Annotated in this window: 25 protein-coding genes; 10 read left to right on the plus strand and 15 right to left on the minus strand. The window is 61.8% G+C overall.

Annotated features, from left to right (window positions below):
- The 9 genes from ACTIEN_RS09120 to ACTIEN_RS09160 all read right to left on the minus strand — a co-directional run.
- Positions 1 to 195: enoyl-CoA hydratase-related protein (locus ACTIEN_RS09120; RefSeq protein ID WP_439522818.1), on the minus strand; the 195-nt coding region annotated here is incomplete at its 3' end.
- The gene (locus ACTIEN_RS09125) at positions 192 to 1,043 is read right to left on the minus strand and encodes a hydroxymethylglutaryl-CoA lyase (RefSeq protein ID WP_439522819.1); all 852 of its coding nucleotides are present in this window, start codon (positions 1,041 to 1,043) and stop codon (positions 192 to 194) included. The genes ACTIEN_RS09125 and ACTIEN_RS09120, both read right to left, overlap by 4 nt.
- A 47-nt stretch (positions 1,044 to 1,090) precedes the next feature.
- Positions 1,091 to 1,765: a glutathione S-transferase family protein gene (locus ACTIEN_RS09130; protein ID WP_439522820.1), complete on the minus strand. Its 675-nt coding sequence runs from the start codon at positions 1,763 to 1,765 to the stop codon at positions 1,091 to 1,093.
- Entirely contained in the window at positions 1,762 to 3,708 is a 1,947-nt protein-coding gene (locus ACTIEN_RS09135; RefSeq protein ID WP_439522821.1) for an acetyl/propionyl/methylcrotonyl-CoA carboxylase subunit alpha, read from the minus strand. The genes ACTIEN_RS09130 and ACTIEN_RS09135 overlap by 4 nt, the downstream gene beginning before the upstream one ends.
- 135 nt (positions 3,709 to 3,843) lie before the next feature.
- Positions 3,844 to 5,448 (minus strand): carboxyl transferase domain-containing protein, encoded by a 1,605-nt coding sequence (locus tag ACTIEN_RS09140; RefSeq protein WP_439522822.1) that lies wholly within the window; start codon positions 5,446 to 5,448, stop codon positions 3,844 to 3,846.
- A gap of 1 nt (position 5,449) precedes the next feature.
- Entirely contained in the window at positions 5,450 to 5,938 is a 489-nt protein-coding gene (locus tag ACTIEN_RS09145) for a lysozyme inhibitor LprI family protein (protein WP_439522823.1), read from the minus strand.
- Complete coding sequence (locus tag ACTIEN_RS09150; RefSeq protein ID WP_439522930.1) at positions 5,935 to 7,497, minus strand: AMP-binding protein; 1,563 nt, start codon at positions 7,495 to 7,497, stop codon at positions 5,935 to 5,937. The genes ACTIEN_RS09145 and ACTIEN_RS09150 overlap by 4 nt, the downstream gene beginning before the upstream one ends.
- Complete coding sequence (locus tag ACTIEN_RS09155; RefSeq protein WP_439522824.1) at positions 7,497 to 7,796, minus strand: hypothetical protein; 300 nt, start codon at positions 7,794 to 7,796, stop codon at positions 7,497 to 7,499. The genes ACTIEN_RS09150 and ACTIEN_RS09155 overlap by 1 nt, the downstream gene beginning before the upstream one ends.
- A 4-nt stretch (positions 7,797 to 7,800) precedes the next feature.
- The gene (locus ACTIEN_RS09160; RefSeq protein WP_439522825.1) at positions 7,801 to 8,964 is read right to left on the minus strand and encodes an isovaleryl-CoA dehydrogenase; all 1,164 of its coding nucleotides are present in this window, start codon (positions 8,962 to 8,964) and stop codon (positions 7,801 to 7,803) included.
- A gap of 141 nt (positions 8,965 to 9,105) precedes the next feature.
- Between ACTIEN_RS09160 and ACTIEN_RS09165 the strand changes: the two genes are divergently transcribed.
- Positions 9,106 to 9,576 carry a pyridoxamine 5'-phosphate oxidase family protein gene (locus ACTIEN_RS09165; RefSeq protein ID WP_439522826.1) on the plus strand — a complete coding sequence of 157 codons (471 nt, stop codon included), beginning with the start codon at positions 9,106 to 9,108 and terminating at the stop codon, positions 9,574 to 9,576.
- A 9-nt stretch (positions 9,577 to 9,585) separates the two neighbouring features.
- Positions 9,586 to 10,047 carry a CreA family protein gene (locus ACTIEN_RS09170; protein ID WP_439522827.1) on the plus strand — a complete coding sequence of 154 codons (462 nt, stop codon included), beginning with the start codon at positions 9,586 to 9,588 and terminating at the stop codon, positions 10,045 to 10,047.
- 43 nt (positions 10,048 to 10,090) lie between these two features.
- Here the strand turns inward: ACTIEN_RS09170 and ACTIEN_RS09175 are convergent, their stop codons facing one another.
- The gene (locus ACTIEN_RS09175; RefSeq protein ID WP_439522828.1) at positions 10,091 to 10,753 is read right to left on the minus strand and encodes an HAD hydrolase-like protein; all 663 of its coding nucleotides are present in this window, start codon (positions 10,751 to 10,753) and stop codon (positions 10,091 to 10,093) included.
- A gap of 104 nt (positions 10,754 to 10,857) precedes the next feature.
- On the opposite strand from ACTIEN_RS09175, the gene glmU reads away from it, so the two are divergent.
- From glmU to ACTIEN_RS09190, 3 genes are read left to right on the plus strand one after another with little or no spacing between them, the layout of a single operon-like run.
- A complete protein-coding gene (gene glmU, locus ACTIEN_RS09180) occupies positions 10,858 to 12,207 on the plus strand; it encodes a bifunctional UDP-N-acetylglucosamine diphosphorylase/glucosamine-1-phosphate N-acetyltransferase GlmU (RefSeq protein ID WP_439522829.1) in 1,350 nt (449 codons plus the stop codon).
- Positions 12,208 to 12,211: 4 nt separating this feature from the next.
- Entirely contained in the window at positions 12,212 to 14,029 is a 1,818-nt protein-coding gene (glmS, locus tag ACTIEN_RS09185; protein ID WP_439522830.1) for a glutamine--fructose-6-phosphate transaminase (isomerizing), read from the plus strand.
- Positions 14,026 to 14,709: a DNA alkylation repair protein gene (locus ACTIEN_RS09190; RefSeq protein ID WP_439522831.1), complete on the plus strand. Its 684-nt coding sequence runs from the start codon at positions 14,026 to 14,028 to the stop codon at positions 14,707 to 14,709. The genes glmS and ACTIEN_RS09190 overlap by 4 nt, the downstream gene beginning before the upstream one ends.
- Here ACTIEN_RS09190 and ACTIEN_RS09195 read toward each other — a convergent pair.
- Complete coding sequence (locus tag ACTIEN_RS09195; RefSeq protein WP_439522832.1) at positions 14,698 to 15,177, minus strand: hypothetical protein; 480 nt, start codon at positions 15,175 to 15,177, stop codon at positions 14,698 to 14,700. The two genes, ACTIEN_RS09190 and ACTIEN_RS09195, sit on opposite strands and share 12 nt — an antisense overlap.
- A gap of 80 nt (positions 15,178 to 15,257) precedes the next feature.
- Here ACTIEN_RS09195 and moaA point away from each other — a divergent pair, with 80 nt between their 5' ends.
- Positions 15,258 to 16,262, plus strand: a complete 1,005-nt coding sequence (gene moaA, locus ACTIEN_RS09200) for a GTP 3',8-cyclase MoaA (RefSeq protein ID WP_439522833.1) — start codon at positions 15,258 to 15,260, stop codon at positions 16,260 to 16,262.
- 311 nt (positions 16,263 to 16,573) lie between these two features.
- Here moaA and ACTIEN_RS09205 read toward each other — a convergent pair whose 3' ends face one another.
- The gene (locus tag ACTIEN_RS09205) at positions 16,574 to 17,626 is read right to left on the minus strand and encodes an anhydro-N-acetylmuramic acid kinase (RefSeq protein WP_439522931.1); all 1,053 of its coding nucleotides are present in this window, start codon (positions 17,624 to 17,626) and stop codon (positions 16,574 to 16,576) included.
- 97 nt (positions 17,627 to 17,723) lie between these two features.
- Here ACTIEN_RS09205 and tyrS point away from each other — a divergent pair, with 97 nt between their 5' ends.
- A complete protein-coding gene (tyrS, locus tag ACTIEN_RS09210) occupies positions 17,724 to 18,974 on the plus strand; it encodes a tyrosine--tRNA ligase (RefSeq protein WP_439522834.1) in 1,251 nt (416 codons plus the stop codon).
- 81 nt (positions 18,975 to 19,055) lie between these two features.
- Positions 19,056 to 19,919 (plus strand): GNAT family N-acetyltransferase, encoded by an 864-nt coding sequence (locus ACTIEN_RS09215; RefSeq protein WP_439522835.1) that lies wholly within the window; start codon positions 19,056 to 19,058, stop codon positions 19,917 to 19,919.
- On the opposite strand, the gene ACTIEN_RS09220 is transcribed toward ACTIEN_RS09215, so the two are convergent.
- The 3 genes from ACTIEN_RS09220 to ACTIEN_RS09230 form a co-directional block, all read right to left on the minus strand.
- Positions 19,877 to 20,842 (minus strand): DUF3179 domain-containing protein, encoded by a 966-nt coding sequence (locus ACTIEN_RS09220; protein ID WP_439522836.1) that lies wholly within the window; start codon positions 20,840 to 20,842, stop codon positions 19,877 to 19,879. The genes ACTIEN_RS09215 and ACTIEN_RS09220 overlap by 43 nt on opposite strands.
- Before the next feature lie 155 nt (positions 20,843 to 20,997).
- The gene (locus ACTIEN_RS09225; RefSeq protein ID WP_439522837.1) at positions 20,998 to 21,546 is read right to left on the minus strand and encodes a peptidylprolyl isomerase; all 549 of its coding nucleotides are present in this window, start codon (positions 21,544 to 21,546) and stop codon (positions 20,998 to 21,000) included.
- Positions 21,539 to 22,045 (minus strand): peptidylprolyl isomerase, encoded by a 507-nt coding sequence (locus tag ACTIEN_RS09230; RefSeq protein ID WP_439522838.1) that lies wholly within the window; start codon positions 22,043 to 22,045, stop codon positions 21,539 to 21,541. The genes ACTIEN_RS09225 and ACTIEN_RS09230 overlap by 8 nt, the downstream gene beginning before the upstream one ends.
- Positions 22,046 to 22,184: 139 nt before the next feature.
- On the opposite strand from ACTIEN_RS09230, the gene ACTIEN_RS09235 reads away from it, so the two are divergent.
- Together ACTIEN_RS09235 and ACTIEN_RS09240 are read left to right on the plus strand one after the other, a co-directional pair.
- The gene (locus tag ACTIEN_RS09235; protein WP_439522839.1) at positions 22,185 to 23,360 is read left to right on the plus strand and encodes a phosphoglycerate kinase; all 1,176 of its coding nucleotides are present in this window, start codon (positions 22,185 to 22,187) and stop codon (positions 23,358 to 23,360) included.
- A 140-nt stretch (positions 23,361 to 23,500) separates the two neighbouring features.
- Positions 23,501 to 23,803, plus strand: coding sequence for an FtsB family cell division protein (locus ACTIEN_RS09240; RefSeq protein ID WP_439522840.1), 303 nt, complete (start codon positions 23,501 to 23,503; stop codon positions 23,801 to 23,803).
- Positions 23,804 to 23,861 lie beyond the last annotated feature (58 nt).

Here is a 23,861-nt window from a genome sequence, read left to right on the forward strand (position 1 = left end):
ATCACCACCTGCGCAGAACGTCTTGCCCTCGGCTGCCAGCACCACAACCCGCACCGCTCGATCCGACGCCAGATCGCGCGCCGCCGCTTCCAATTCCGCCATCATCGCCGCAGACAGCGCATTGTGCTTATCGGCCCGCGCCAGCGTCAGCGTCGCCACGCCGCGCGCATCCGTATCCACCCGGATCAAACTCATCCCCGCATCCCCCGTGCCATCTCGGCTGCTTCGGCCAGAACACTCATGTCCAGTCCATGTTCGTATCCCAAAGACGCGACACGCTGGGCCACCGCCTCGGTCGCCACGTTTCCAGCCGCCCCAGGCGCAAAGGGACACCCCCCCAAACCTCCGACAGCCGCATCGAACACCCGCAGCCCAAGGCCCAATGACGCCTCGACATTGTCGCAGGCCAATCCGCCTGTGTCATGGTAATGGCCTGCCAGTTTTTCTGCCGGCATCTCATCCAGCACGGCTTTCAGCATTGCAACGATCCCCTCCGGCGTGGCGCGCCCGATCGTGTCCCCCAAGGACACTTCGTAACACCCCATATCGCGCAGGGCCGCCACAACCCGCGCAACGGCTGCGGGCGCGACCGGGCCGTCATAGGGGCATTCGACCACGCAGGACACATAGCCACGCACCGGCACCCCGCGTTCCAAAGCGGCCTCTGCCACAGGCCGGAACCGCTCAAGACTTTCCGCAATCGACGCATTGATATTGGCGCGCGAAAACCCTTCCGAGGCCGATCCGAAAATCGCGACCTCATCAGCCTGTGCCGCCATCGCATCCTCAAAACCCCGCATGTTTGGCGTCAACGCCGCATAGGACACCCCCGCCGCCCGCGTGATCCCCGCCAGAACGGCATCGGAATTCGCCATTTGCGGCACCCATTTCGGACTGACGAAACTGGCGCATTCGATCCGCCGGAACCCGGCACCGCTCAGGCAATCGACCAAAGCGATCTTTTCCGCCACCGGCATCAGCCGCGCCTCGTTCTGCAACCCGTCGCGCGGCCCCACTTCGAAGATCTCGACCCGTTCAACCAACGCGCCACCCCCTGCTTCTTCTTTTTCCAAATATGCAAACGCGGCGCTCAGCCACCTGTCTCCCACACCGGGTAGAAGTCCCGCGCGTAAAGCTGCGCGCCCTCACCATCGGGCAGGGATTTTTGAAACTCCGGCCGCTCGGTGATCCGCGCGTACCAGTCGGCCACCGCCGGATGATCGTCCAGCCGCCGGAAATGCCGCGCCATGTAAACCGCCTGTCCCACCGACACGTCCGCTGCCGAAAACCCGCTTGTGAGCAGGTAATCCCGGTTCTCCACCGGCGTCGACAAGCGCGCCTCAAGCGCATCATAACACTTGCCCAGTCGCGCTGCCTCAAGCTTCATCACGATCGGCGAGCGCATCGCGTCTTCGAAAAGCATGATATGTTGCTGGGTAAGCGCAGCGGCATGCTGGCTGATCGTCTCGGCAAAATGCACCCAGACCAACCACGCCATCCGGTCCGGATCGCTTGCCGAGCGCCCCATATTGGCCTCTGGGAACCGCTCGCACAGGTATTCCGTGATCGCCCCGGTTTCGAACATCCGCTCGCCGTCAATCTCAAGCGCAGGCACCCGCCCCGCAGGAGACAGCGTCAGGTATTCAGGATCGCGCAAAGACCTGTCAAACGCGTGCAGAACAACCTCGAACTCCACCTCCAGCTCGTACAAAAGCCAAAGCGTCCGCATCGAGCGTGTCTGTGGACAATGGTGCAGCCGGATCATGTCGCATTCTCCTCTTCTTCCAGACGGATCAGCACCGTCCCGGCATCCACCTGCGATCCGGCAGCAACCATAACCTCGGCAACAACACCATCCCGCGCCGCCAGCAGCGCATGTTCCATCTTCATCGCTTCCAGCACCGCCAGCCGGTCGCCTTTGGCGACGTGATCGCCGACGGCCACATGCACCGATCGCACCAGCCCCGGCATGGGGGCCTCGACCCGGTCGCTGCCCGCCCCGGCGCCGGCATCCCGGTCCAGTGGATCAATCAGCGCGACGACACGCGGCACGGACCCGAACAGGGTCACAACCGCACCGCCGCGATAACAGGCCCGCGCCACCTGCCCGTCATAGCGCCATCCATTGGCCCCGAACCGCGCCTTGACGACGACATCCTCCACCAGAACATCGACCTGCCCCGGACCAGCCGTCACAAGCCGCAGCGCATGTGACTCCTCTTGAACCAGAAGGACCACATCCTGCGTGAAGGCTGACCATAATGCAAATCCGTCCAATGGTCCCGGATCACACGCACGCCCGGTCAACACCATGGCCGCCTGCGCCAGCACTGCGGGTTCAGGCGCGCTCACTGCGGTCAATTCCGCCAGATCCCGGCCAATCAGCCCGGTATCGACAAGCCCTTGGGAAAACCCCTCGTGCCGCGCCAGTGCGCCCAGGAAAGCAAGGTTGGTCACGGTGCCTGCCACCTCGGTGCGGGCAAGCGCACGCCGTAGTTTTCGCAACGCCACCGCGCGACTGTCGCCATGTACTATGACCTTGGCAATCATCGGATCGTAATGCGGGGAAATCGCGTCCCCCGTCCGAACGCCGGTATCGGCCCGCGCCTCGGCCGGAAAGGTCAGATGCGCCAGTCGGCCGGTGGCAGGCAAGAACCCGGCAGGCACATCCTCTGCATAGAGCCTTGCCTCGAACGCGTGCCCCGAAATCTGAAGATCATCTTGTGCACAGGGCAAATCCGCACCGGCTGCCACGGTCAACTGCCACGCGACCAGATCAACCCCGGTGATCAATTCCGTAACCGGGTGTTCCACCTGCAGCCGCGTGTTCATTTCCATGAACCAGAACCCGTCAGGGCGCAGCCCGTCCGACCCATCCACAATGAACTCCACCGTGCCCGCGCCGGCATAGCCGATGGCCTCCGCCGCGCGCACCGCCGCCTGGCCCATCGCGTCGCGCATCTCGGATGTCATGCCGGGTGCCGGGGCTTCCTCGATCACCTTCTGATGACGGCGCTGCAAGGAACAGTCCCGCTCGAACAGATGCACCGCGCGGCTGCCGTCACCAAACACCTGCACCTCGATATGGCGCGGACTGGTGATGTATTTCTCGATCAGGACATGCGGATTCCCAAACGCGGTTTGCGCCTCTGACTGGGCCGACGCCAGCGCATCGGCAAAATCCTTGGCCTGCTCGACCAGCCGCATGCCCTTGCCGCCACCACCGGCCACCGCCTTTATCAGCACCGGATAACCGATCGCCTCGGCCTCCGCCGCCAGCAGGTCCGGCGCTTGTTCGGCGCCCTGATATCCCGGCACCACTGGCACGCCCGCCTCCGCCATCAGCGCCTTGGCCGCGTCCTTGAGCCCCATCGCGCGGATCGCCGATGCCGACGGCCCGATAAAGACCAGCCCCGCCGCCGCAACCGCATCGACGAATTCCGGGTTCTCGGACAAGAACCCATAACCCGGATGGATCGCCTGCGCACCCGTGGCCTGCGCCGCCGCGATGATCGCATCGCCGCGCAAATAGCTCTCGGCAGGCGAAGCGCCACCCAGCGACACCGCCACATCCGCCATCTGCACATGGCGCGCATCCGCATCCACATCCGAATGCACCGCCACTGTCCGCACACCAAGGCGGCGGCAGGTGTCGATCACCCGGCAGGCGATCTCACCCCGGTTGGCGATCAGGATCGTATCAAACATGTCTGCGCCCTCTCTGGTTTCTTTGGGCTGAAAATACCTCGGGGGGTTTGGGGGGCTGGCCCCCCAACCTGCACCACTCCCACGCACCGGGCCGGGTTGCCGGGTGGACCTCGAAAGTCGGGGCATTCGCGGTCATCACATCCGGAACACGCCGAACCGCGTGTCCTCCACCGGCGCGTTCAGCGCCGCCTCAAGCGACAGCGACAACACCGTGCGCGACTTGCGCGGGTCGATGATCCCGTCATCCCAAAGCCGTGCCGAAGCGTAAAGCGGGTGCGCCTGTTTCTCGAACATCTCGATGGTCGGTCGCTTGAACTCGGCTTCATCTTCTGCCGACCAGCTTTCGCCGCGCTTTTCCTTCGCGTCGCGCGTAACGGTCGCGAGAACACCCGCCGCCTGTTCGCCCCCCATCACCGAAATCCGGCTGTTGGGCCAGGTCCACAGGAACCGCGGCTGATACGCGCGCCCAGACATGCCGTAATTGCCCGCGCCGAACGATCCGCCGACCAGCATGGTGATCTTGGGCACAGACGTGCAGGCCACCGCCGTCACCATCTTGGCGCCGTGCCGCGCGATGCCTTCATTCTCGTATTTCCGCCCGACCATGAAACCGGTGATGTTCTGCAAGAACACCAATGGGATCTTGCGCTGCGAACACAGCTCGACGAAATGCGCGCCTTTCTGTGCGGCCTCGGAAAACAGCACGCCATTGTTGGCGACGATCCCCACCGGCCAGCCATCGACATGGGCAAAGCCGGTCACCAGAGTTTCACCAAAGCGCGGTTTGAATTCGTCGAAATACGACCCATCCACCATCCGCGCGATCACTTCTCGGATGTCGTAAGGCGTGCGCAGATCGCCCGGAACAACGCCGAAGATCTCGTCCGGATCATAAGCCGGGTCTTCTGCCGCCTGCCGTAGGGTGTGTGCTGTGCACGCACCACCCAACGACCCCACGGCTCGCCGCGCAAGGGCCAACGCATGGCCGTCATCCTCGGCGAGGTAATCCGCCACACCGGACAGGCGCGTGTGAACATCGCCGCCGCCCAGATCCTCGGCCGTGACAACTTCTCCCGTCGCCGCCTTCACCAAAGGCGGACCGGCAAGGAAAATCGTGCCCTGTTCCTTCACGATGATTGCAACATCGGACATCGCAGGCACATAAGCCCCACCTGCCGTACACGACCCCATGACCACGGCGATCTGCGCAATGCCCTTGGCCGACATCCGCGCCTGATTGTAGAAAATGCGCCCAAAATGGTCGCGGTCCGGGAACACCTCGTCCTGATTGGGCAGGTTCGCGCCACCGCTATCCACAAGGTAGATGCAGGGCAGATGGTTTTCCTCTGCGATTTCCTGCGCGCGCAGATGTTTCTTGACGGTCATCGGGTAATAGGTGCCGCCCTTTACGGTCGCGTCGTTGCACACCACCATGACCTGACGGCCCATCACCCGGCCCACGCCAGCAATCACCCCGGCGCAGGGCGCTGCCCCGTCGTAGAGCCCATGCGCCGCAGTCGCGCCGACCTCCAGAAACGGCGATCCGGGGTCTAGCAGGTTTGCCACCCGGTCCCGAGGCAGCATCTTGCCGCGCGAGATATGGCGTTCGCGCGAGCGTTCGCCGCCGCCCGCCGCCGCAAGCTCCGCCGCGTCGCGGACCACGCGCAGCGCGTCTTCATGCGCAGCCTGATTGGTCTTGAATTGTTCGGAACTCGCAATCACCTGTGACTGAAGCTTCATTTCACTGTCCTCGCATATCGCGTAATTCCAACGCCCGCTGAGCTGTCATGGTCAGGTGACAATTTGCCCCGACAATGGTGCGGATCGTGCCATCCTGCCACATCGCATAGCGCGCGCTGCAATCGGCATCCCGAAAGGTGATCCACGCCCGTTGTGCATCCCGCAGCGCATCGGTGCGGTCCGTCAGCGACGAATACCCCGCAGCATCCGCTTCGGCATTGACCGCCTGCGTGGCCTGATATTGCTCGTTCAGGATCGCGTCCCACTCTCTTGTTTCGGCCAGGATGCAGTCCGTGATTCCGAGGGTGGTCGAACCACCCGGCTGCTCCTGACACTGGCCAGACGCCTGCCCGAGACAGGTTGGATACATCGCGCCGATCTGGGTGTTTTCAAAGCAGTCCCGGACAATGCGGGTCTCAATCTCGGCCTGTTGCGCGAAACCCGTTTCCGGCATCGCCAAAGCGCAGGCAACGATCAGGGCCTGCTTCATGGGTGTCCCCCCTTGCTTGCACGCGCCTTGAGGTCCTTGCGGATCACTTTGCCCGTGACGGTCATCGGAAGCGCATCAAGAAATTCGATTTCCCTTGGATAAGAATAGCTTGCCAGCCGGTCTTTTACCCAATTCTGAAGATCCGTTTCTGAAACATTAACACCGTCTTTCAAAACCACATAGGCTTTCACAATCTCGGTCCGCAGCGGGTCAGGCTTGCCGACCACCCCGCAGGTTGCAACAGCCGGGTGCGACAGAAGGCAGTCCTCGATCTCTGCGGGACCAATACGATAACCCGACGAGGTAATGACGTCATCCTCGCGCCCGACAAAGCGGATGGTGGTGCTGTCGCACACCCCGCGATCGCCGGTCAGCAACCAATTTCCACGAAACTTGGCAGCCGTGTCGTCGGGTTTGCGCCAATATTCAAGGAACATCGACGCTGACCCACGCCGCACGGCGATGTCGCCCTCACCTTCGCAGGGTAGGCCATCCGGGCCGATCACATCCACAGCATGTCCCGGAACCGCGCGGCCCATTGCCCCCGGAATGGTCTCGAACGACGTGGCACAGGACGACACGATCATGTTGCATTCGGTCTGGCCATAGAATTCGTTGATCGTGACCCCAAGGGCTTTGCGACCCCACTCCAGCATCTCGGCCCCGAGCGGTTCACCACCACTGGCGACCGAGCGCAATCCGTCGATCCGCGCATCCGCAGCCTTGAGCATCCGCAGGGCGGTTGGAGGGAAAAAGACATTGCGCACAGTGCCTTCCCGACAGATCCTCATACATTCTTCCACAGAGAACTTGGGCATCCGCGCCGAAACCACCGGCACCCCAAGCGCGAGCCCCGGCATCAGCACATCGAACAGCCCGCCGATCCAGGCCCAGTCGGCGGGCGTCCAGATCACGTCGCCCTCCTGACCCAGGAAATCGTGGCTCATCTCGACCCCCGGCAAATGCCCGGTCAGCACCCGATGCCCGTGCAGCGCGCCTTTGGGTGCGCCGGTGGTGCCGCTGGTGTAGATCAGGGTGGCCGCATCCTCTGGCCCCGTCTCGACAATGGCGCGGGTGCCTGCTGCGGCGCCAAGATCGCTGCGGGTGATCGTGGCCACGCCCAACCCGGTCAGGTGCGCCATGCCTTCTAGGTCGGTCACGACAACCCCCAGATCCGCATCCCGAATGCGCGTACGGAGGGCGTCTTCCTTGAACAGCATGAACAACGGGACCGAAATCGCCCCCAACCGCCACGCCGCGATATGGGCGGCTGCACAAAGCGGCGATTGCGACAACAGCACGCCGACGCGGTCCCCACGCATCACGCCGCGTTCGATCAAGGCGGTTTCCACCTGCCGCGAGCGATACCACAGATCACCATAGGTGATCCGCCGCGTGACGTCCGGCATCACTTCGATCAGCGCCACGCGATCCGGGTCCGTTGCCGCCCAGCCGTCACAGACCTGACGCGCCATGTTCAGAGAGGTGGGCAGGTCCCAATCAAACCGCTTGCGCAATGTGTCATAGGGGGCGGGTTTGAGCATCGGGCGCGTGGACATCATATCGCTGGCCGCCCCGATGTCGCACTGGTCGAGATCAAGTGACCGAACCGGTTCACATGATACAGCATGTCGGCGCAGCGCACGGTGATCCATGCCCCGTCAACCTGCCCCGCAAGGCCGACGCAATCGCTCACAGAAGCATCGTCACCGCCATCCTGCGTGACATAGCGTTGGGCAAATGAGGTGATCACATCCGTCTCCGTTATCGTGGCCGCAATCCAACCGTAGCGAAAGGCCAGCAACGCACCAACTGTCGTTGCAAGGGCAAGCGGCACCCACCAGACCCAACGCGGCATGCGGCTAGCCCATCGCCGCCATCATCTCGCGGCCGACCAGCATGCGCCTGATCTCGGACGTACCCGCACCAATCTCCATCAACTTGGCGTCGCGGAAGATCCGCGCGACCGGCGCGTCGGACAGGAAACCCGCGCCACCCATCGCCTGCACCGCCTGATGCGCCTGCACCATCGCCTGTTCGCTGGCATAAAGACAGCAGGCGGCGGCGTCCTGACGGGTCACGTCGCCCCGGTCACAGGCCTTGGCGACTTCGTAGACATAGGCACGCGCCGAATTCATCGCCGTGTACATGTCGGCCATCTTGCCCTGCATCAGTTGGAAGCTGCCAATCGGCTGGCCGAATTGCTTGCGCTCGGCCATGTAGGGCATGATCTCGTCAAGACAGGCGGCCATGATGCCAAGGCCGATGCCCGCAAGCACAACGCGTTCATAGTCGAGACCGGACATCAGCACGCGCACGCCTCTACCCTCTTCGCCCAGCACGTTCTCGAACGGCACCTCGACATCGTCGAAGATCAGCTCGGCGGTGTTTGATCCGCGCATCCCCAGCTTGTCGAAATGCGGGCTGGTGCTGAAGCCTTTCATCGTCTTTTCGATCAAAAAGGCGGTGATCCCCTTGGATCCGGCATCTGGATCGGTCTTGGCATAGACCACCAGCGTATCAGCGTCCGGCCCGTTGGTGATCCAGTACTTGTTGCCGTTCAGCTTGTAATGATCATTCCGCTTTTCCGCGCGCAGTTTCATCGACACCACGTCAGACCCGGCACCGGGTTCAGACATGGCAAGCGCGCCGACATGCTGGCCAGAGATCAGCCCCGGCAGGTATTTCGCCTTTTGCGCGTCAGTGCCGTTCAGCTTGATCTGGTTCACGCAAAGGTTGGAATGTGCGCCGTAAGACAGCGACACCGAGGCCGACGCGCGCGCCACTTCTTCCACCGCAACGGTGTGCGCCAGATACCCCATGCCCGCGCCGCCATATTGTTCGTCTACGGTGATGCCGTGCAGGCCCAACTCTCCCATCTCGGTCCAAAGCTCTGGCGGGAACGTGTTGGAGCGGTCAATCTCACCGGCCATCGGTTTGACCCGCTCCTGCGCCCAGCGATGCACCATTTCGCGCAAGGAATTGACGTCTTCCCCAAGATCAAACTGCATGGTCGCGTTGAACATTCGCCTCTCCCCCGAGCGGATTTATTGAACACTTGTTCAAATCTTAGTGGAAACCCCCATGTCAGGTCAAGCGCAAGGAACCGCCTGACGCACGCCGCGTTGTCTGTCTGAAACGCACATCAGGAGCGAAAGGATACCACCATGACCGCGACCTTGACCGACAAATTCTGGAACAACATGAGCAAGATCCACGTTGTCCTGCTTGGCGCAGGAGGCAGTGACCCCGTTCCGATGTCCCCGCTCGCCCGCAAAGAGGACAACGCGATCTGGTTCATCACCTCGGCCGATCACGACACGTTCACGGCCGCAAAGACCGGCGAAACGGCGGACATCTATCTTTGCGATTCGGTTGGGCATATGTACGGCACGATCAAAGGGCGGCTGTCCGCCTCTGACGACACCGACAAGCTTGACGAATTGTGGTCTCCGATGGCTGCGGCCTGGTTCGAGAACGGTCGCGAGGATGACTCTGTGCGGTTGATGAAATACATTCCGCTCGAAGCCGAAATCTGGGCCACTGAAGGCACCGCCAAGTACCTGTTCGAAACCATCAAGGCCAATGTCACCGACGACACACCCGATACCGGCGAATACGGCATGATTCATTTTTAGGGAACACACATGAAACGATTGGGAATGGCCTGCCTGTTGGGGCTGCTGTCAGTGTCAGTGGCACCGGCACAGGCCGAAGAGATCGGCAAGGTTGGTGTGGACTGGGTTGGCAATGACATCGTCATCGAGGCGATTGCCGACCCGGATGTGAAAGGTGTGACCTGCCATATCGCCTATTTCGAACGCGGCTTGATTGACCGTCTGAGCAAGGGCAACTGGTTCGAAGACCCCTCGAACGCGTCGATCTCATGCCGCCAGACCGGCCCGATCGAGATTGGCGAGATTGACCGGGATGAGGATGGCGAAGACGTGTTCCGCGCCTCGCGGTCGATCATCCTCAAATCCCTGCGGGTCAAGCGCATCTTCGACGAAGCCAACCAGACGCTGATCTATGTCGCCCACGCGGCAGAACTGACGGATGGATCGGCCAAGGTGTCGATGTCGACAGTGCCGCTTTATGGATCCAACTGACAAAACGTCGTCGTCGGACGAAAGAAAGCGCCGGGTCGCGACCTTACCCCAACAACCGTGTCGCGACGTCGGGAAGTTCGTCAAAGTGCTGAATGATCGCATCCGGTTCAAGCGCGATCATATCTTCACCTGATGGACCAAAGCCAACCAGAACACAGGCCACGCCCACGGCGCGGGCTGTGTCCCGGTCGGTGATCGTGTCTCCGATCAGGCAGCTATGCGCCACGAGCCCGCCCGCCCGTTCGACCGCCGCGATATAAGGTGCCCCATCGGGTTTACGGGTCGGCAGGGTATCGGCCCCGACAAGCGATCCAAACGCGTCCCGCACACCCAACCGCGTCATCAGCGTTTCGGCCAAGGCGGCCGGCTTGTTCGTGCAGATGCCAACCACCATCCCGTTGGTTTTCAACGCCTCGACCGCCTCCATCGCGCCGGGATACATGACCGTGTGAACATCAAGCGCATCGCCATAGGCCAACAGAAGCTCGGGATACCACTGGTTGACAAGATCAGCGGAATATTGCCCAGCCCGTTCCAGCCCCAGCGTCAACATCGCCTTGCCGCCTCGCAACGCTGTTCCCGCATCCGTCGCGGGATCAAGCCGCATGTCACAGCCCATGCGGTCAAAGCAATGGTTGGCAGCCGCGATAAGATCACCGCTGGTGTCTGCAAGCGTGCCATCAAGGTCGAAAATCACTGTCCGCACCAAGTCTCTCCTGTCACAACTCGCAACCATGTGTGAAATCTGCTGCCTTGCGGCATTCAACCAGACCGATAAAAGGACCACAGGCAAAACACAAAGAGAAACATATGAGCATAGCCTTGGTCATTCTTGCAGCGGGGAAAGGCACCCGCATGGATTCGGACCTTCCCAAGGTCCTGCACAAGATCGGCGGTGCGCCGCTTTTGCACCATGCCATGCTCTCGGCTTCGGCGTTGGAACCGGATCGGACCGTTGTGGTGACCGGCCATGGCGCAGACCTTGTCGAAGCGGCTGCACTGGACTTTGACGCTGACGTGATCGCGGTGCGCCAGCCCGAACAGCTTGGCACCGCCCATGCCGTTGCCCAGGCGCGCGATGCGCTGGCCGGGCACGAGGGCGATGTGATTGTGCTTTATGGCGATACGCCGTTCATCACGACAGAAACGCTCGAAGCGATGATCGCGGCACGCGCGGCGCATGACGTTGTCGTGCTTGGGTTCAATGCCGCTGATCCCGGTCGCTATGGCCGCTTGATCACGGATGGAGACACCCTGTCCCGGATTGTCGAATACAAAGATGCTTCAGACGAGGAACGCGCTGTAACGCTTTGTAATTCGGGTGTGATCTGCGCCGATTCCGCGACGCTTCTTGATCTGATCGACGCTGTCGGAAACAACAACGCCTCCCAGGAATTCTATCTCACGGATATCGTCGGAATTGCCCGTGACCGGGGCCTGAGCGCCACCGCCGTCACCTGTGACGAGGCCGAGACCATCGGCATCAATTCCCGCGTTGAACTGGCCGCCGCAGAGGCGACGTTTCAATCCCGTGCCCGCATTGCATTGATGGAAAGCGGAGTTCAGATGCAGGCCCCCGACACGGTCTTCCTGTCCTATGACACCATCATCGGACGTGACGCAGAGATCGAACCTAACGTCATCTTCGCCCCCGGCGTGACCGTGGAATCCGGCGCGCGCATCCGGGCGTTCAGCCACCTGGAAGGTGCGCATGTCAGCCGTGGCGCAACCGTCGGCCCCTTTGCCCGCCTCCGCCCCGGCGCAGAACTTGCCGAACACGTTCACATCGGCAACTTCGTCGAGATCAAGAACGCCTCAATCGACGAAGGCGCTAAGGTCAATCACCTGACCTATATCGGTGATGCGTCGGTCGGCGCGCGCAGCAATATCGGCGCGGGCACCATCACCTGCAACTATGATGGTGTGATGAAACACAAGACCACCATCGGTCGCGACACCTTCATCGGGTCGAACACAATGCTGGTCGCACCGGTGACCGTGGGTGACGAGGCGATGACAGCAACAGCAACTGTTGTGACCAAAGACGTCCCGGACGGTGCAATGGCCATCGGACGGACGCCGCAAGACAACAAACAAGGCTTTGCGCGCAAGCTTTTTGCAATGCTGCGTGCAAAAAAAGCCAAACAGGCAAAAGGGTAACATCATGTGCGGTATCGTTGGCGTTCTGGGGCAGCACGAAGCCGCTCCGATTCTGGTCGAGGCGCTCAAGCGTCTTGAATATCGCGGCTATGACAGCGCCGGAATCGCGACAGTCAGCGATGGCAAACTCGACCGTCGCCGCGCTGTCGGCAAGCTTGTGAACCTGTCTGACCTTCTGGTCCACGAACCGCTGTCCGGGAAATCCGGCATCGGCCACACCCGTTGGGCCACACATGGCGCGCCGAATACCATCAATGCCCATCCGCACCAGTCGGGTCCGGTGGCCGTGGTTCACAACGGCATCATCGAAAACTTCAAAGACCTGCGCGCCGAGTTGGCAGCACACCAGATCACACCGCTGACCGACACGGACACCGAAACCGTCGCGCTTCTGACACATCACTACATGCGCCAGGGCATGACCCATGTCGAAGCCGCCCGCGCCTGCCTTGCCCGCCTCGAGGGCGCGTTTGCGCTGGCGTTTCTCTTTGACGGCGAAGACGATCTGATTGTGGCCGCGCGCAAGGGCAGCCCGTTGGCGATCGGACATGGCGACGGCGAGATGTATGTCGGCTCAGACGCAATCGCCCTTGCCCCGATGACAGACACGATCACCTATCTGAATGAAGGGGATTGTGCGGTTCTGACACGTCAGACGCTTGATATATTTGACGAAACCGGAAATCGCGTAACCCGCCCAAGCCGCAAGATCAACACGGATGCCACCCGCGTCGACAAGGCCGGTTACAAGCATTTCATGGGCAAGGAAATTGCGGAACAACCCACCGTTCTGGCCGACGCCCTGCGTGGCTATCTTGATGGAAACACCATCGTGTTCCCCGAAGACCTGCCCGATTTCTCCAAGGTCCAGCGCCTGACCATGGTCGCCTGCGGCACTGCGTTCTACGCCTGTCTGACCGCGAAATACTGGTTCGAACAGCTGGCGAAACTGCCTGTCGAAGTCGATATCGCCTCCGAATTCCGCTACCGCGAACCGCCAGTGACTCCCGGCACAGTGGCGCTTTTCGTCTCACAGTCGGGCGAAACCGCCGACACTCTGGCCGCACTGCGCTACTGCAAAGGCAAGGCTGACACGATCCTGTCGGTGATCAACGTCGATGAAAGTTCAATCGCCCGCGAAAGCGATGTGGCGCTGCCGATCCATGCCGGAGTCGAGGTTGGTGTTGCCTCCACCAAGGCTTTCACCTGCCAGCTTAACACGCTGCTCTTGCTGGCTTTGCACGCGGCTGTCCAGCGCGGAGAGCTGAGCACAGAGGGACTGGCCGAAAAGCTCGACCGATTGCGGGCCTTGCCGGGTCTGTTCAACGCCACGCTGGACCGCGATCCCGCCATGGCCGACGCCGCCCGCAAGATCGCCGAGGCTCGCGACGTGTTGTTTCTGGGGCGTGGATTGATGTACCCCCTGGCGCTTGAGGGCGCTTTGAAACTTAAGGAAATCAGCTACATACACGCCGAAGCCTATGCGTCAGGTGAACTCAAGCACGGTCCCATCGCCCTGATCGACAAGAACGTGCCGGTGATCGTAATGGCCCCGCGGGATGCGCTGTTTGAAAAGACCGTGTCCAACATGCACGAGGTCATGGCCCGCGGTGGCAAGGTCTGCCTGGTCACTGACGCTGCCGGAGCCGAGGCGGCGGGATCGGATGTCTGGCGCACGATCATCCTCCCCGAGGTCGATCCGATCCTGGCGCCGCTTCTTTATGCCCTGCCGGCCCAGCTTTTGGCCTACCATGCCGCCATCGCCAAAGGCACCGATGTAGACCAGCCCCGCAACCTCGCCAAATCCGTCACAGTGGAATGACCCTCGATGACGCCCTGACCGATCTGACCGCGCAGGCCGAACCGGGGCGGGCGGAACAAATGGCCGCCTATCACAAGGCACCCCGGACCTATCTGGGTGTGGCCAATCCCGACACCGACATCCTCGTGCGAAACTGGCGCAAGACGCTGACGATCGAAACACGGATGACCCTGGCGCAAGATCTCTGGCAAACGGACATCTTCGAGGCCCGTGTCGCCGCTGCGAAACTGCTGACCCAAGCCCGGATCAAACCCTCTGATACCGGGGTTTGGGACGTGATCCAGTCCTGGGTGCCCGATTTCGACAGCTGGGCCATCGCCGATCACGCCTGCATGGCCGGTCAACGCCGCTTGATCGCAGATCCCACCCGGCTCGACACAGTCGAAAGCTGGACAACAAGCGACCACATGTGGACCCGCCGCGCAGCGCTGGTCATCACCCTGCCATGGACGAAACAGAACCACCCCACGCGTGACGAAACGACCGCCCGCGACCGAATCCTCGGCTGGGCGGCACGCTATATGGCCGACCCGGACTGGTTCATTCAGAAATCCGTTGCCTGGTGGCTGCGGGACCTGTCACGGCATGACCCGGACCGCACCCGTTTCTTTCTGGCCGAACACGGGGAACAGATGAAACCGTTCGCCCGCAAAGAAGCGGCGCGCCACCTACCCGCCTGAGAACACCTGAACCTCGGCCAACCCGGTCAACGGAACCCCGATCAACCGCATCGCCGCCAGCGACATCCGGCTGCCACCATCACTCGGCATCAACTCCACCTGTGCAGATTGCCCTGTCGCCGGATACACCACCCGTCCGGTTTCCGCCCGTGACACCAACGACGTCTCAAGCCAGAATCCGGGGCGTGCCGGATCGCCCAGCGACGCAATCGTGTTGCCAAGCGCCCGCTCTGCGCTGACCGGCGTGGCCGATGCCGCCTGACGTTCGTCGGCAGTGCTCGTGTCGAACTCATCCACGGTGCGCGCCGTTGTGGGCGGACGACGCTCCGAGGTTTCCAGCGTTTCGGGGCGTGATTGCGGTCGCGTCTGCCCGTCGCCATCCCCTGCCACCATCTGCGGCGTGAGGCCAAGCTGACCACATCCGGCCAGCGCCAGGCAAACGCTTAAAATTCCAAGATTCTTGAGCACCGGCTCCTCCGACGTTTGTAGCGCATCTGATTGCCCTACCATACTTGCCGAGTCTGTGCCGAAAGGCTAGGTTCCCAAGCATGACACCGCTTATTGATCCCTTCCAGCGCGCAATCACCTATCTGCGCGTCTCCGTAACCGACCGCTGCGATTTCCGCTGCGTCTATTGCATGTCGGAAAACATGACCTTCCTGCCGAAGAAGGAGCTGCTGACCCTGGAAGAACTGGATCGCATGTGTACGACCTTCATCGGTCTGGGCGTCGAAAAGCTTCGGATCACCGGCGGCGAACCACTGGTGCGACGCGATATCATGACTTTTTTCCGGTCAATGACACGCCACCTTGACGCTGGCACGCTCAAGGAATTGACGCTTACGACCAACGGCTCGCAGCTCGAACGCTTCGCGGATGACCTTTACGCAGCCGGTGTGCGCCGGGTGAATATCTCGCTCGACACTCTGGACGACCAGAAATTCGCCGACATCACCCGTTGGGGCCGCCTGCCGCAGGTGATCAAGGGGATTGACGCGGCGCAAAAGGCCGGGCTGCGCGTCAAGATCAACACCGTCGCGCTCAAGGGCTTCAACGAAGATGAGCTTTTCACCCTGACCGAGTGGTGCAAGAGCCGCGACATGGACCTGACCTTCATCGAGGTCATGCCGATGGGCGATATCGGAAACGAGGACCGCCTGGGTCAGTATTGGAAACTCAGCGACCTGCGCGACGAGTTGCGCAAGGAATATACCCTGACGGACCTGCCCGAACGCACAGGCGGGCCCGCCCGCTATGTCCGGGTCGAGGAAACCGGCCAGAAGATCGGCTTCATCACGCCGCTGACGCATAATTTCTGCGAAAGCTGCAACCGCGTGCGCCTCACCTGCACCGGCGAGCTGTTCATGTGCCTGGGCCAGGAAGACAACGCCGACCTGCGCTCGGCCCTGCGAAATCACCCGGGAAGCGACGAACCTCTGAAACAGGCAATCCGCGACGCGATCACGCTGAAACCCAAGGGGCATGATTTCGACTATTCCCGCCAGACCGTGGATGGTCGCGTCTCGCGTCACATGAGCCATACCGGCGGCTGAACCGTCAGGGAGCGAGGGGCCAGCCCCTCGCGCTCCCCGAGGTATTTCCGGCCCAAAGAAACCTTCATTCAATAGAAACGCCCGCCACGCGCATGACGTGACGGGCGGTGAAGCAATCTGAAAGATCAGAGGCTTCTTCGGGCACGGTCATCGGCGCCTCCGCCTGTACCGCCAGACACGGGTAATCCCTTAACCTTAACAAGTGGTTTCTTTGGGCTGAAAATACCTCGGGGTTTGGGGCAGAGCCCCAACCGCTTGCCGCGGCGCAGGTGCGGCAAGCTAAACCGGTGCGCCGCAGGCGCTCATCATCCTCAAACCCGCGAAATTCGACCACCCCCAACAGGCGCAGGCACACCCGTGGTGCCCGGTGCCGAGGTTGGCAAACCGCGCATCACCCGCACCGCGAGATAGGCAAAGGCCTGCGCCTCCAGCATATCGCCATCCAGCCCTACCGCCTCGACGGGCAGCACCGCGCAATCCAGCGCAGAGGCCAGCATCGCCATCATCACCGGGTTGTGCCGCCCACCTCCGGTAACCAGCAAACGGTCTGGCGGCACCGGGCAATGCTCCATCCCCTGCATCACCGCCGCTGCCGCCATCGCCGTCATAGTGGCGGCCGCATCAGCGTCCTTCAGTTCCCGCACCAAGTCGAGCATCAGGGAAAAATCATTCCGGTCCAGCGACTTGGGGGGCATCTTGCGGAAATACGCTTCCTCCAGGAACAGTTCCAGCGCGCCGTCCACCACTTGCCCCTGTGCAGCCAGCGCGCCGCCCTTGTCATAGGCCAGCCCACGCCGCTGCATCATCAGGTCATTGATTGGCGCGTTTGCAGGCCCGGTGTCGAAGGCCAGCAAGGCTCCCGGCGCATCGGGCTTGTCCGACGCGGGATCGACCCATGTCAGGTTCCCAACACCGCCAAGGTTCAGGAAGGCCACAGGCGTATCCGCTCCGATCCACTTGGCACAGGCCCAATGATAGAATGGCGCAAGCGGTGCGCCCTCGCCGCCCAGTTCCACATCCGTTGACCGGAAATCCCAGATCACAGTCCGACCCAGCGCTTCGGCCAGTGCAGCACCATCCCCCAATTGATGCGTCCCGCGCCCTTGCGGGTCATGCGCCAAAGTCTGGCCGTGAAACCCGACCACGTCCGCGTCAAACCTTTGCAGCGCTGCAATATGGGCCTCCAGCACAACCGCCGCCGCGTCGTCCAGATCGTCGCCGGGCCATTTACCCAAAGCCGCGCGCAGCACGGCTTGTTCAGCCTCGGAATAGCCGCGATACCCCGACCCACCGAATTCGGACACCGTCACCCCATCGGTCAGCACCAGCGCCGCATCGACCCCGTCGAGCGACGTGCCCGACATCGCGCCCAAGGCCCAGATCGGTTCTGCCAACTTGCCCTTCACCTTTTCCCCTGCCCTGCGTATAGCTGCCCTCACCATTCTATAACGAGGCAACCCCATGACCTACCATCCCAAATCGGACTTCATGCGCGTCATGATCGAGCGTGGCTTTCTGGCCGACTGCACCGATTATCAGGGCCTTGACGAGGCGCTGATCAAGGGCGTGGTGCCGGGGTATATCGGCTTTGACGCGACAGCGAAGTCGCTGCATGTAGGCAGTCTGATCCAGATCATGATGCTGCGCTGGCTGCAAAAGACCGGGCACAAGCCGATCACACTCATGGGCGGCGGAACCACCAAGGTGGGCGATCCCAGCTTTCGCGCCGATGAGCGGCCTCTGCTGACGCCTGCCCAGATCGACGACAATATCGACGGGATCAAGCAAGTCTTCGCCAAGTACATTTCGTATGATGACGGCGATACCGGGGCCTTGATGCTCAACAATGCCGAATGGCTGGACGGGTTGAATTACCTCGATTTCCTGCGTGACATCGGGCGGCATTTCAGCGTGAACCGGATGCTGTCCTTCGAGAGTGTAAAATCCCGCCTCGACCGAGAACAAAGCCTCAGCTTCCTCGAATTCAACTACATGATCCTGCAAGCCTATGATTTCCTTGAACTGAACCGCCGCTACGGCTGTCTGATCCAGTTCGGCGGATCGGACCAATGGGGCAATATCGTCAACGGCATCGACCTGACCCGCCGGGTGCTGGATCACCAGATCTTCGGCCTCACCTCGCCGCTCTTGACCACCAGCGACGGCAAGAAGATGGGCAAATCCGCCGATGGCGCGGTCTGGCTGAATGCCGACATGCGATCGCCCTACGAGTTCTGGCAGTTCTGGCGCAACACAACCGATGCCGATGTGGGTCGGTTCCTCAAGCTCTATACCGAATTGCCGGTCGAGGAATGTGATCGCCTTGGCGCGCTTGCCGGGTCCGAGATCAACGACGCCAAGATCGTCCTTGCCAATGAGGTCACAACCCTCTGCCACGGGGCTGAGGCCGCAGCAGCGGCAGAGGCCACGGCGCGCGAAGTGTTCGAAAAGGGCGGCATCGGCGACGACCTGCCCACCGTGACCCTCACCTCCGAGGATATCGGCGGCGGTATCTCGATCGTGCAGCTGATCGTGCGCTCTGGTCTGGCCAAGACCGGCAAGGAGGCCAAGCGCCTGATCGCCGAGAACGGCGCGCGGATCGACGATGCACCGCTGACTGATGCGGGGCTGATGATCGACGCAGGCGCGCTGTCCACCCCCATCAAGCTTAGCGCGGGCAAGAAACGTCATGCGCTGGTCAAACTCGGCTGACGCGATACGCCGCACCCGGTGTCTCGATGGCTCCGGGCGCGCGTTAACCAAATGGCAACCCGGCTTTGACATGCTGCGGGCATGACGCCCAACCCGCTCTCCCAATCCGATGCCTACGCCAACACCCTGCGCGCCCTTGGCACTCGGGTACGGATCGACCGTGTCGGCGATCAGGGCCACTGCCTGATCCAGACGCGCCAATTGCCGCTTCTTGGTCCGGTCAATCTGATCTCCCGCGGGCCTGTTGGACTTTGCCCGTCGGATACTGCAAACTACCTGTGCGACCTCGCGCTCAAGGGTCCGCTTGTCGTGAACACGGCCAACACCGGTCTCGCTTCAAATGGGTATATCCGCCTCAATGCGCCCAAACCCGTGGCGCTGTTGCCTCTCTGCGAACCACACCACATGCGCGCGAAGCTGCACCAAAACTGGCGCAACGCGCTGAAACGGGCCGAACGCTCCGACCTGCGGATCACCAATGCGCCGTACCACCCAATCCAGCATTCCTGGCTGATCGACACCGACCGTGCAGAACAAAAGACCAACCGCTACCGCAACTGGCCCACGCGACTGCTCAACACCTTTGCCTCTGAAAACCCCGGTCAGGCGCGTGTCGTCACCGCCTCCGATGGAAAAACACCCGTCGCCGCAATGCTGATCCTCTGCCACCGGCCTTGGGCGACTTACCATATGGGCGTCACCACCGTTGCCGGGCGCAGGGCGAATGCCCACAACCTGACACTCTGGCATGCGATGCTCTGGCTCGCACAGCGCGGCTACGACACGCTCGATCTGGGCCTGCTCACTGGCCCGGACAGCCTCGACCGGTTCAAACTCCGCACCGGTGCCACGAAACACCAACTGGGCGGCACATGGCTTCGCCTGCCGCGCCCGTTCCGTCGTCAGTTCCCCAGCATCCATGTCCCGTCCGGCCAGAAGGCGTGATAGGCAAAGGCGAACAGCACGTCATGCGGCACATCCCTCCCCTGACCATCGCGCACCCGGATCGACCCCACATCGCGCCCGTCGCCGATCCGGCCCGTGTCCAGCGCGGATGCCTGGCCCGCCCGCCACGAGATCACCAAACCGGCCTCGCGCACCTCGCTTTCGCGCGCCAGTCGCGCCATCGGCCAGGCGCGGTCCCCAACCCGAACCACCCGCTCGAGCGCGTCGATCCCATGTGGCGGCATCTCACCGGAATACAGGAACGGTCGCGTTGAACTGTCGTAACCCCGATACGGATTGCGCCCGTAATCCCGGTTATGGTCCGGCTCCGCCATCACCAGCCCGTCAGGATGGCGCGCGGTGAACTCGGCCCAGCTTTCCATCCAGCTTGGCAGCGTCTTCAATTCAACACCGGTCAAATCCCCGACAATGGCCTCGCCGATGGCCTGTTGCCACCAGCTTTGGGTCTCGCGGTCATACATGATCATGTCCGAATTGCGCAGCTTGCCCGACACGCCGAAACTCAGCACCCGGCCATTCACCCGCCGGTCAAAGCTCAGCGCCGAATTGCACAAGGGGCAGAACGTCACCGCCACAGGCACGCCCCCGACAACATCATTCACGATCTCATGCCACGTCAGATACCGGATCGGATAGGCCCGCGCCTGTCCGCCCATCTCCAGCGTGATCACCGGTTCGGTCGGGTCGATCCCCGTCTTGCCCGAGGCGCGCACAAAGGAGGGATCACTCAGCGCGGGGATGCCGTCTTTCGGCGGGCCACCCGAAACGATTTCGACCCAGTTCGACACTGTCGTTTTCTCGAAATTCGTGTCTGGCCATTCATTGCGCCAGAACTCCGGGCTCGCCACCACCGCCGAGGCCAGAAAAATCGTAATCAAACCGGATAAAAAGCCCAACCGCATCGCACCACTCCCTGCAATGCGGCCAGCTTGCCGCAAACGTCACGACCTGCACAGCCCGGTACACGCAGCTGTGACAGCGCGCGATCCCCCGCTGCCATCAAAGGGCGGTGGCTGCGCAATCCGCGCGTGGCCCCGAAGGGCCACGCACATCAAACCTATTCGGTCACCGTCACATCGGCCATGACGTCGGGCTGACCGATCACTGCCCCGTTCTGACCCTGACCACGTTTGATGGCGTCGATCACATCCATGCCATCGGTCACAGTTCCGACAACCGTGTATTGACCGTTGAGGAAATACCCTTCCTGGAACATGATGAAGAACTGCGAATTGGCTGAATCCGGGCTTTGCGACCGCGCCATGCCGACGACACCCCGATCAAACGGCGTGTCCGAGAACTCCGCCGGCAGGTCCGGCAGGTCCGAACCGCCGCGTCCGGCCATGCCCATGTCACCACCGTCCAGCTTGCCGAACTCAACATCGCCAGTCTGCGCCATGAAACCGTCGATCACGCGGTGAAAGACGACGCCGTCATAGGCGCCCTCTTCTGCCAGCGCCGTGATCTGCGCCACATGCTGCGGCGCGACGTCTTCGAACAGGTCGATAGTCACGGTGCCATTGGCCTCGCCCGCCACCTCGATCTGCAATCCGGTCGCCAGCGCCGGGGACGCCAGCAGAGAAAATGCAACCGCCAGTTTACGCATCTGCAGCCACCTTGACCGACACCATGCGGTCCGGGCTTGCGGGCGGCTCGCCGCGGGTGATCGCATCGACATGCTCCATGCCCGAGATCACGCGGCCATAAACCGTGTACTGACCGTTGAGGAAATGGTTGTCCGAGAAGTTGATGAAGAACTGTGAATTGGCGGAATTCGGGTTCTGCGAGCGCGCCGCGCCCAAAGTGCCCCGGTCATGCGGCAGCTTTGAAAACTCGGCCGGCAGGTCGGGAAGGTCCGACCCACCCGTGCCCGCGCGGCGGATGTTGAAACCGTCTTCCATATCGCCATGTTCGACATCGCCGGTCTGCGCCATGAATCCGTCGATCACCCGGTGAAAGCAGACGTTGTCATAGGCACCCGAGCGCGCCAGCTCTTTCATCCGTTCCGCGTGTTTCGGCGCGATGTCGGCCAAAAGTTCAATTGTGACTGTGCCATCCTTGAGTTCGATCAGGATGGTGTTTTCGGGGTCTTTGATCTCGGCCATGCGGCGCTCCTTCGTGTCAAAACTTGTGGCAAGACTTAAAGCGCGACCCGCAGAATGCCAAGGACGTCATTGACCTTGGACGTCCGCGCCGCCATCACGGGAGAAATTCGCATGGCGCAATTCAGATCAGGAGGGGCACATGGCCTGGAAGACACTTGACGACATGGACCTTGCAGGAAAGCGCGTGCTGACGCGGGTGGACATCAATGTTCCGATGGAAAACGGACAGGTCACCGATGCCACGCGCATCACCCGCATCCTTCCCACGATCACCGACATTCTGGACAAAGGCGGCACCCCGATCCTGCTGGCCCATTTCGGCAGGCCCAAGGGCAAACCCACCCCCGAGATGAGCCTGTCTCTGATCCAGCCGGACCTGGAAAAGGCGCTTGGTCGCGACGTGACGTTTATGGAACGCCCCTCGCGCGATGCGATTGACGCCTTGCCCGCAAATTCTGTTGTGCTTGTGGAAAACACACGATTCTCTCCGATGGAGGAAGCGAACGATCCCAAGATGGCGGAATTCCTCGCGTCGCTGGGGGATGTGTATTGCAACGATGCCTTCTCGGCGGCGCACCGCGCGCATGCGTCTACCGAAGGGGTTGCCCATCTGCTGCCATCCTGTGCCGGCCGCCTGATGGAGGCCGAACTGCGCGCATTGGAAGCCGCGCTTGGTGATCCGAACCGCCCCGTGGTTGCCGTGGTTGGTGGCGCGAAAGTGTCGACCAAGCTCGACCTTTTGTCGAACCTTGTCGAAAAGGTCGACATTCTGGTGATCGGCGGTGGCATGGCCAACACGTTCCTTGCCGCCCAAGGTATCGACGTGGGTAAATCGCTGTGCGAACACGATCTGGCCGACACCGCCCGCGCAATTGCCGACAAGGCCGTGACCACAGGTTGCGAAGTGCTTCTGCCGCGCGACGTGGTTGTGGCGCGCGAGTTCAAGGCCGGCGCGGCATCTGAGGTCGTCAAGACCGAAGACTGCCCTGCGGACGCGATGATCCTCGACGCAGGTCCAGACAGTGTCGCACATATCTGCCAGGCGTTCGAGCGCGCCAAAACGCTGATCTGGAATGGCCCCCTCGGCGCGTTCGAAATCCCGCCTTTCGATACGGCGACCAACGCAGCCGCGTCTTATGCTGCCGGTCTCAGCCGGTCAGGCAAGCTTGTCTCGGTTGCCGGGGGCGGCGACACGGTGGCCGCATTGAACAAGGCCGATGCATCCGAAAGCTTCACCTATATTTCCACGGCGGGGGGTGCTTTCCTTGAATGGATGGAAGGCAAGACCTTGCCGGGGGTTGCGGCCCTCGGCTGATCCACACCACCGGGGCGAGCCCTGAAAGCCACACTGGCAGGGTTGCCGCAAGAAATCGAAACGTGGGGAATTCCCTCTGGGTTTCCCCTATGCAATTCTCACGATACGCGCCCGACAAGAGGCGTGGTCCGAGGTAGCAGATGACGCAACACCGCACACGACCGGCCCTTGGGGGACTTGTGTATTTCGCAGGGTCTTTCTGTGTTGGTGCCTATTTCATCTTTGCCGCTGTGCAAGGCGACTACGGCGTATTCCGCCGCGCCGAGATTCTGGTCGAGACCCGAGACCTTGAGGCCGAACTGGCCGAGCTTCGGATCGAGGTGGCCCGGATGGAAAACCTCACCCGGCGTCTGTCGGACACCTATCTTGACCTTGATTTGCTGGACGAACGCACCCGCGACATGCTTGGCATGATCCGCACGGATGAAATTGTCGTCCGTTGACACGTTCCGCATAGACGGATCATTCGGGCAGAAGCATTTCCTTTGGCCAAACCGATCA

The organism is Marivita sp. (assembly GCF_051859345.1).
Lineage (GTDB): Bacteria > Pseudomonadota > Alphaproteobacteria > Rhodobacterales > Rhodobacteraceae > Marivita.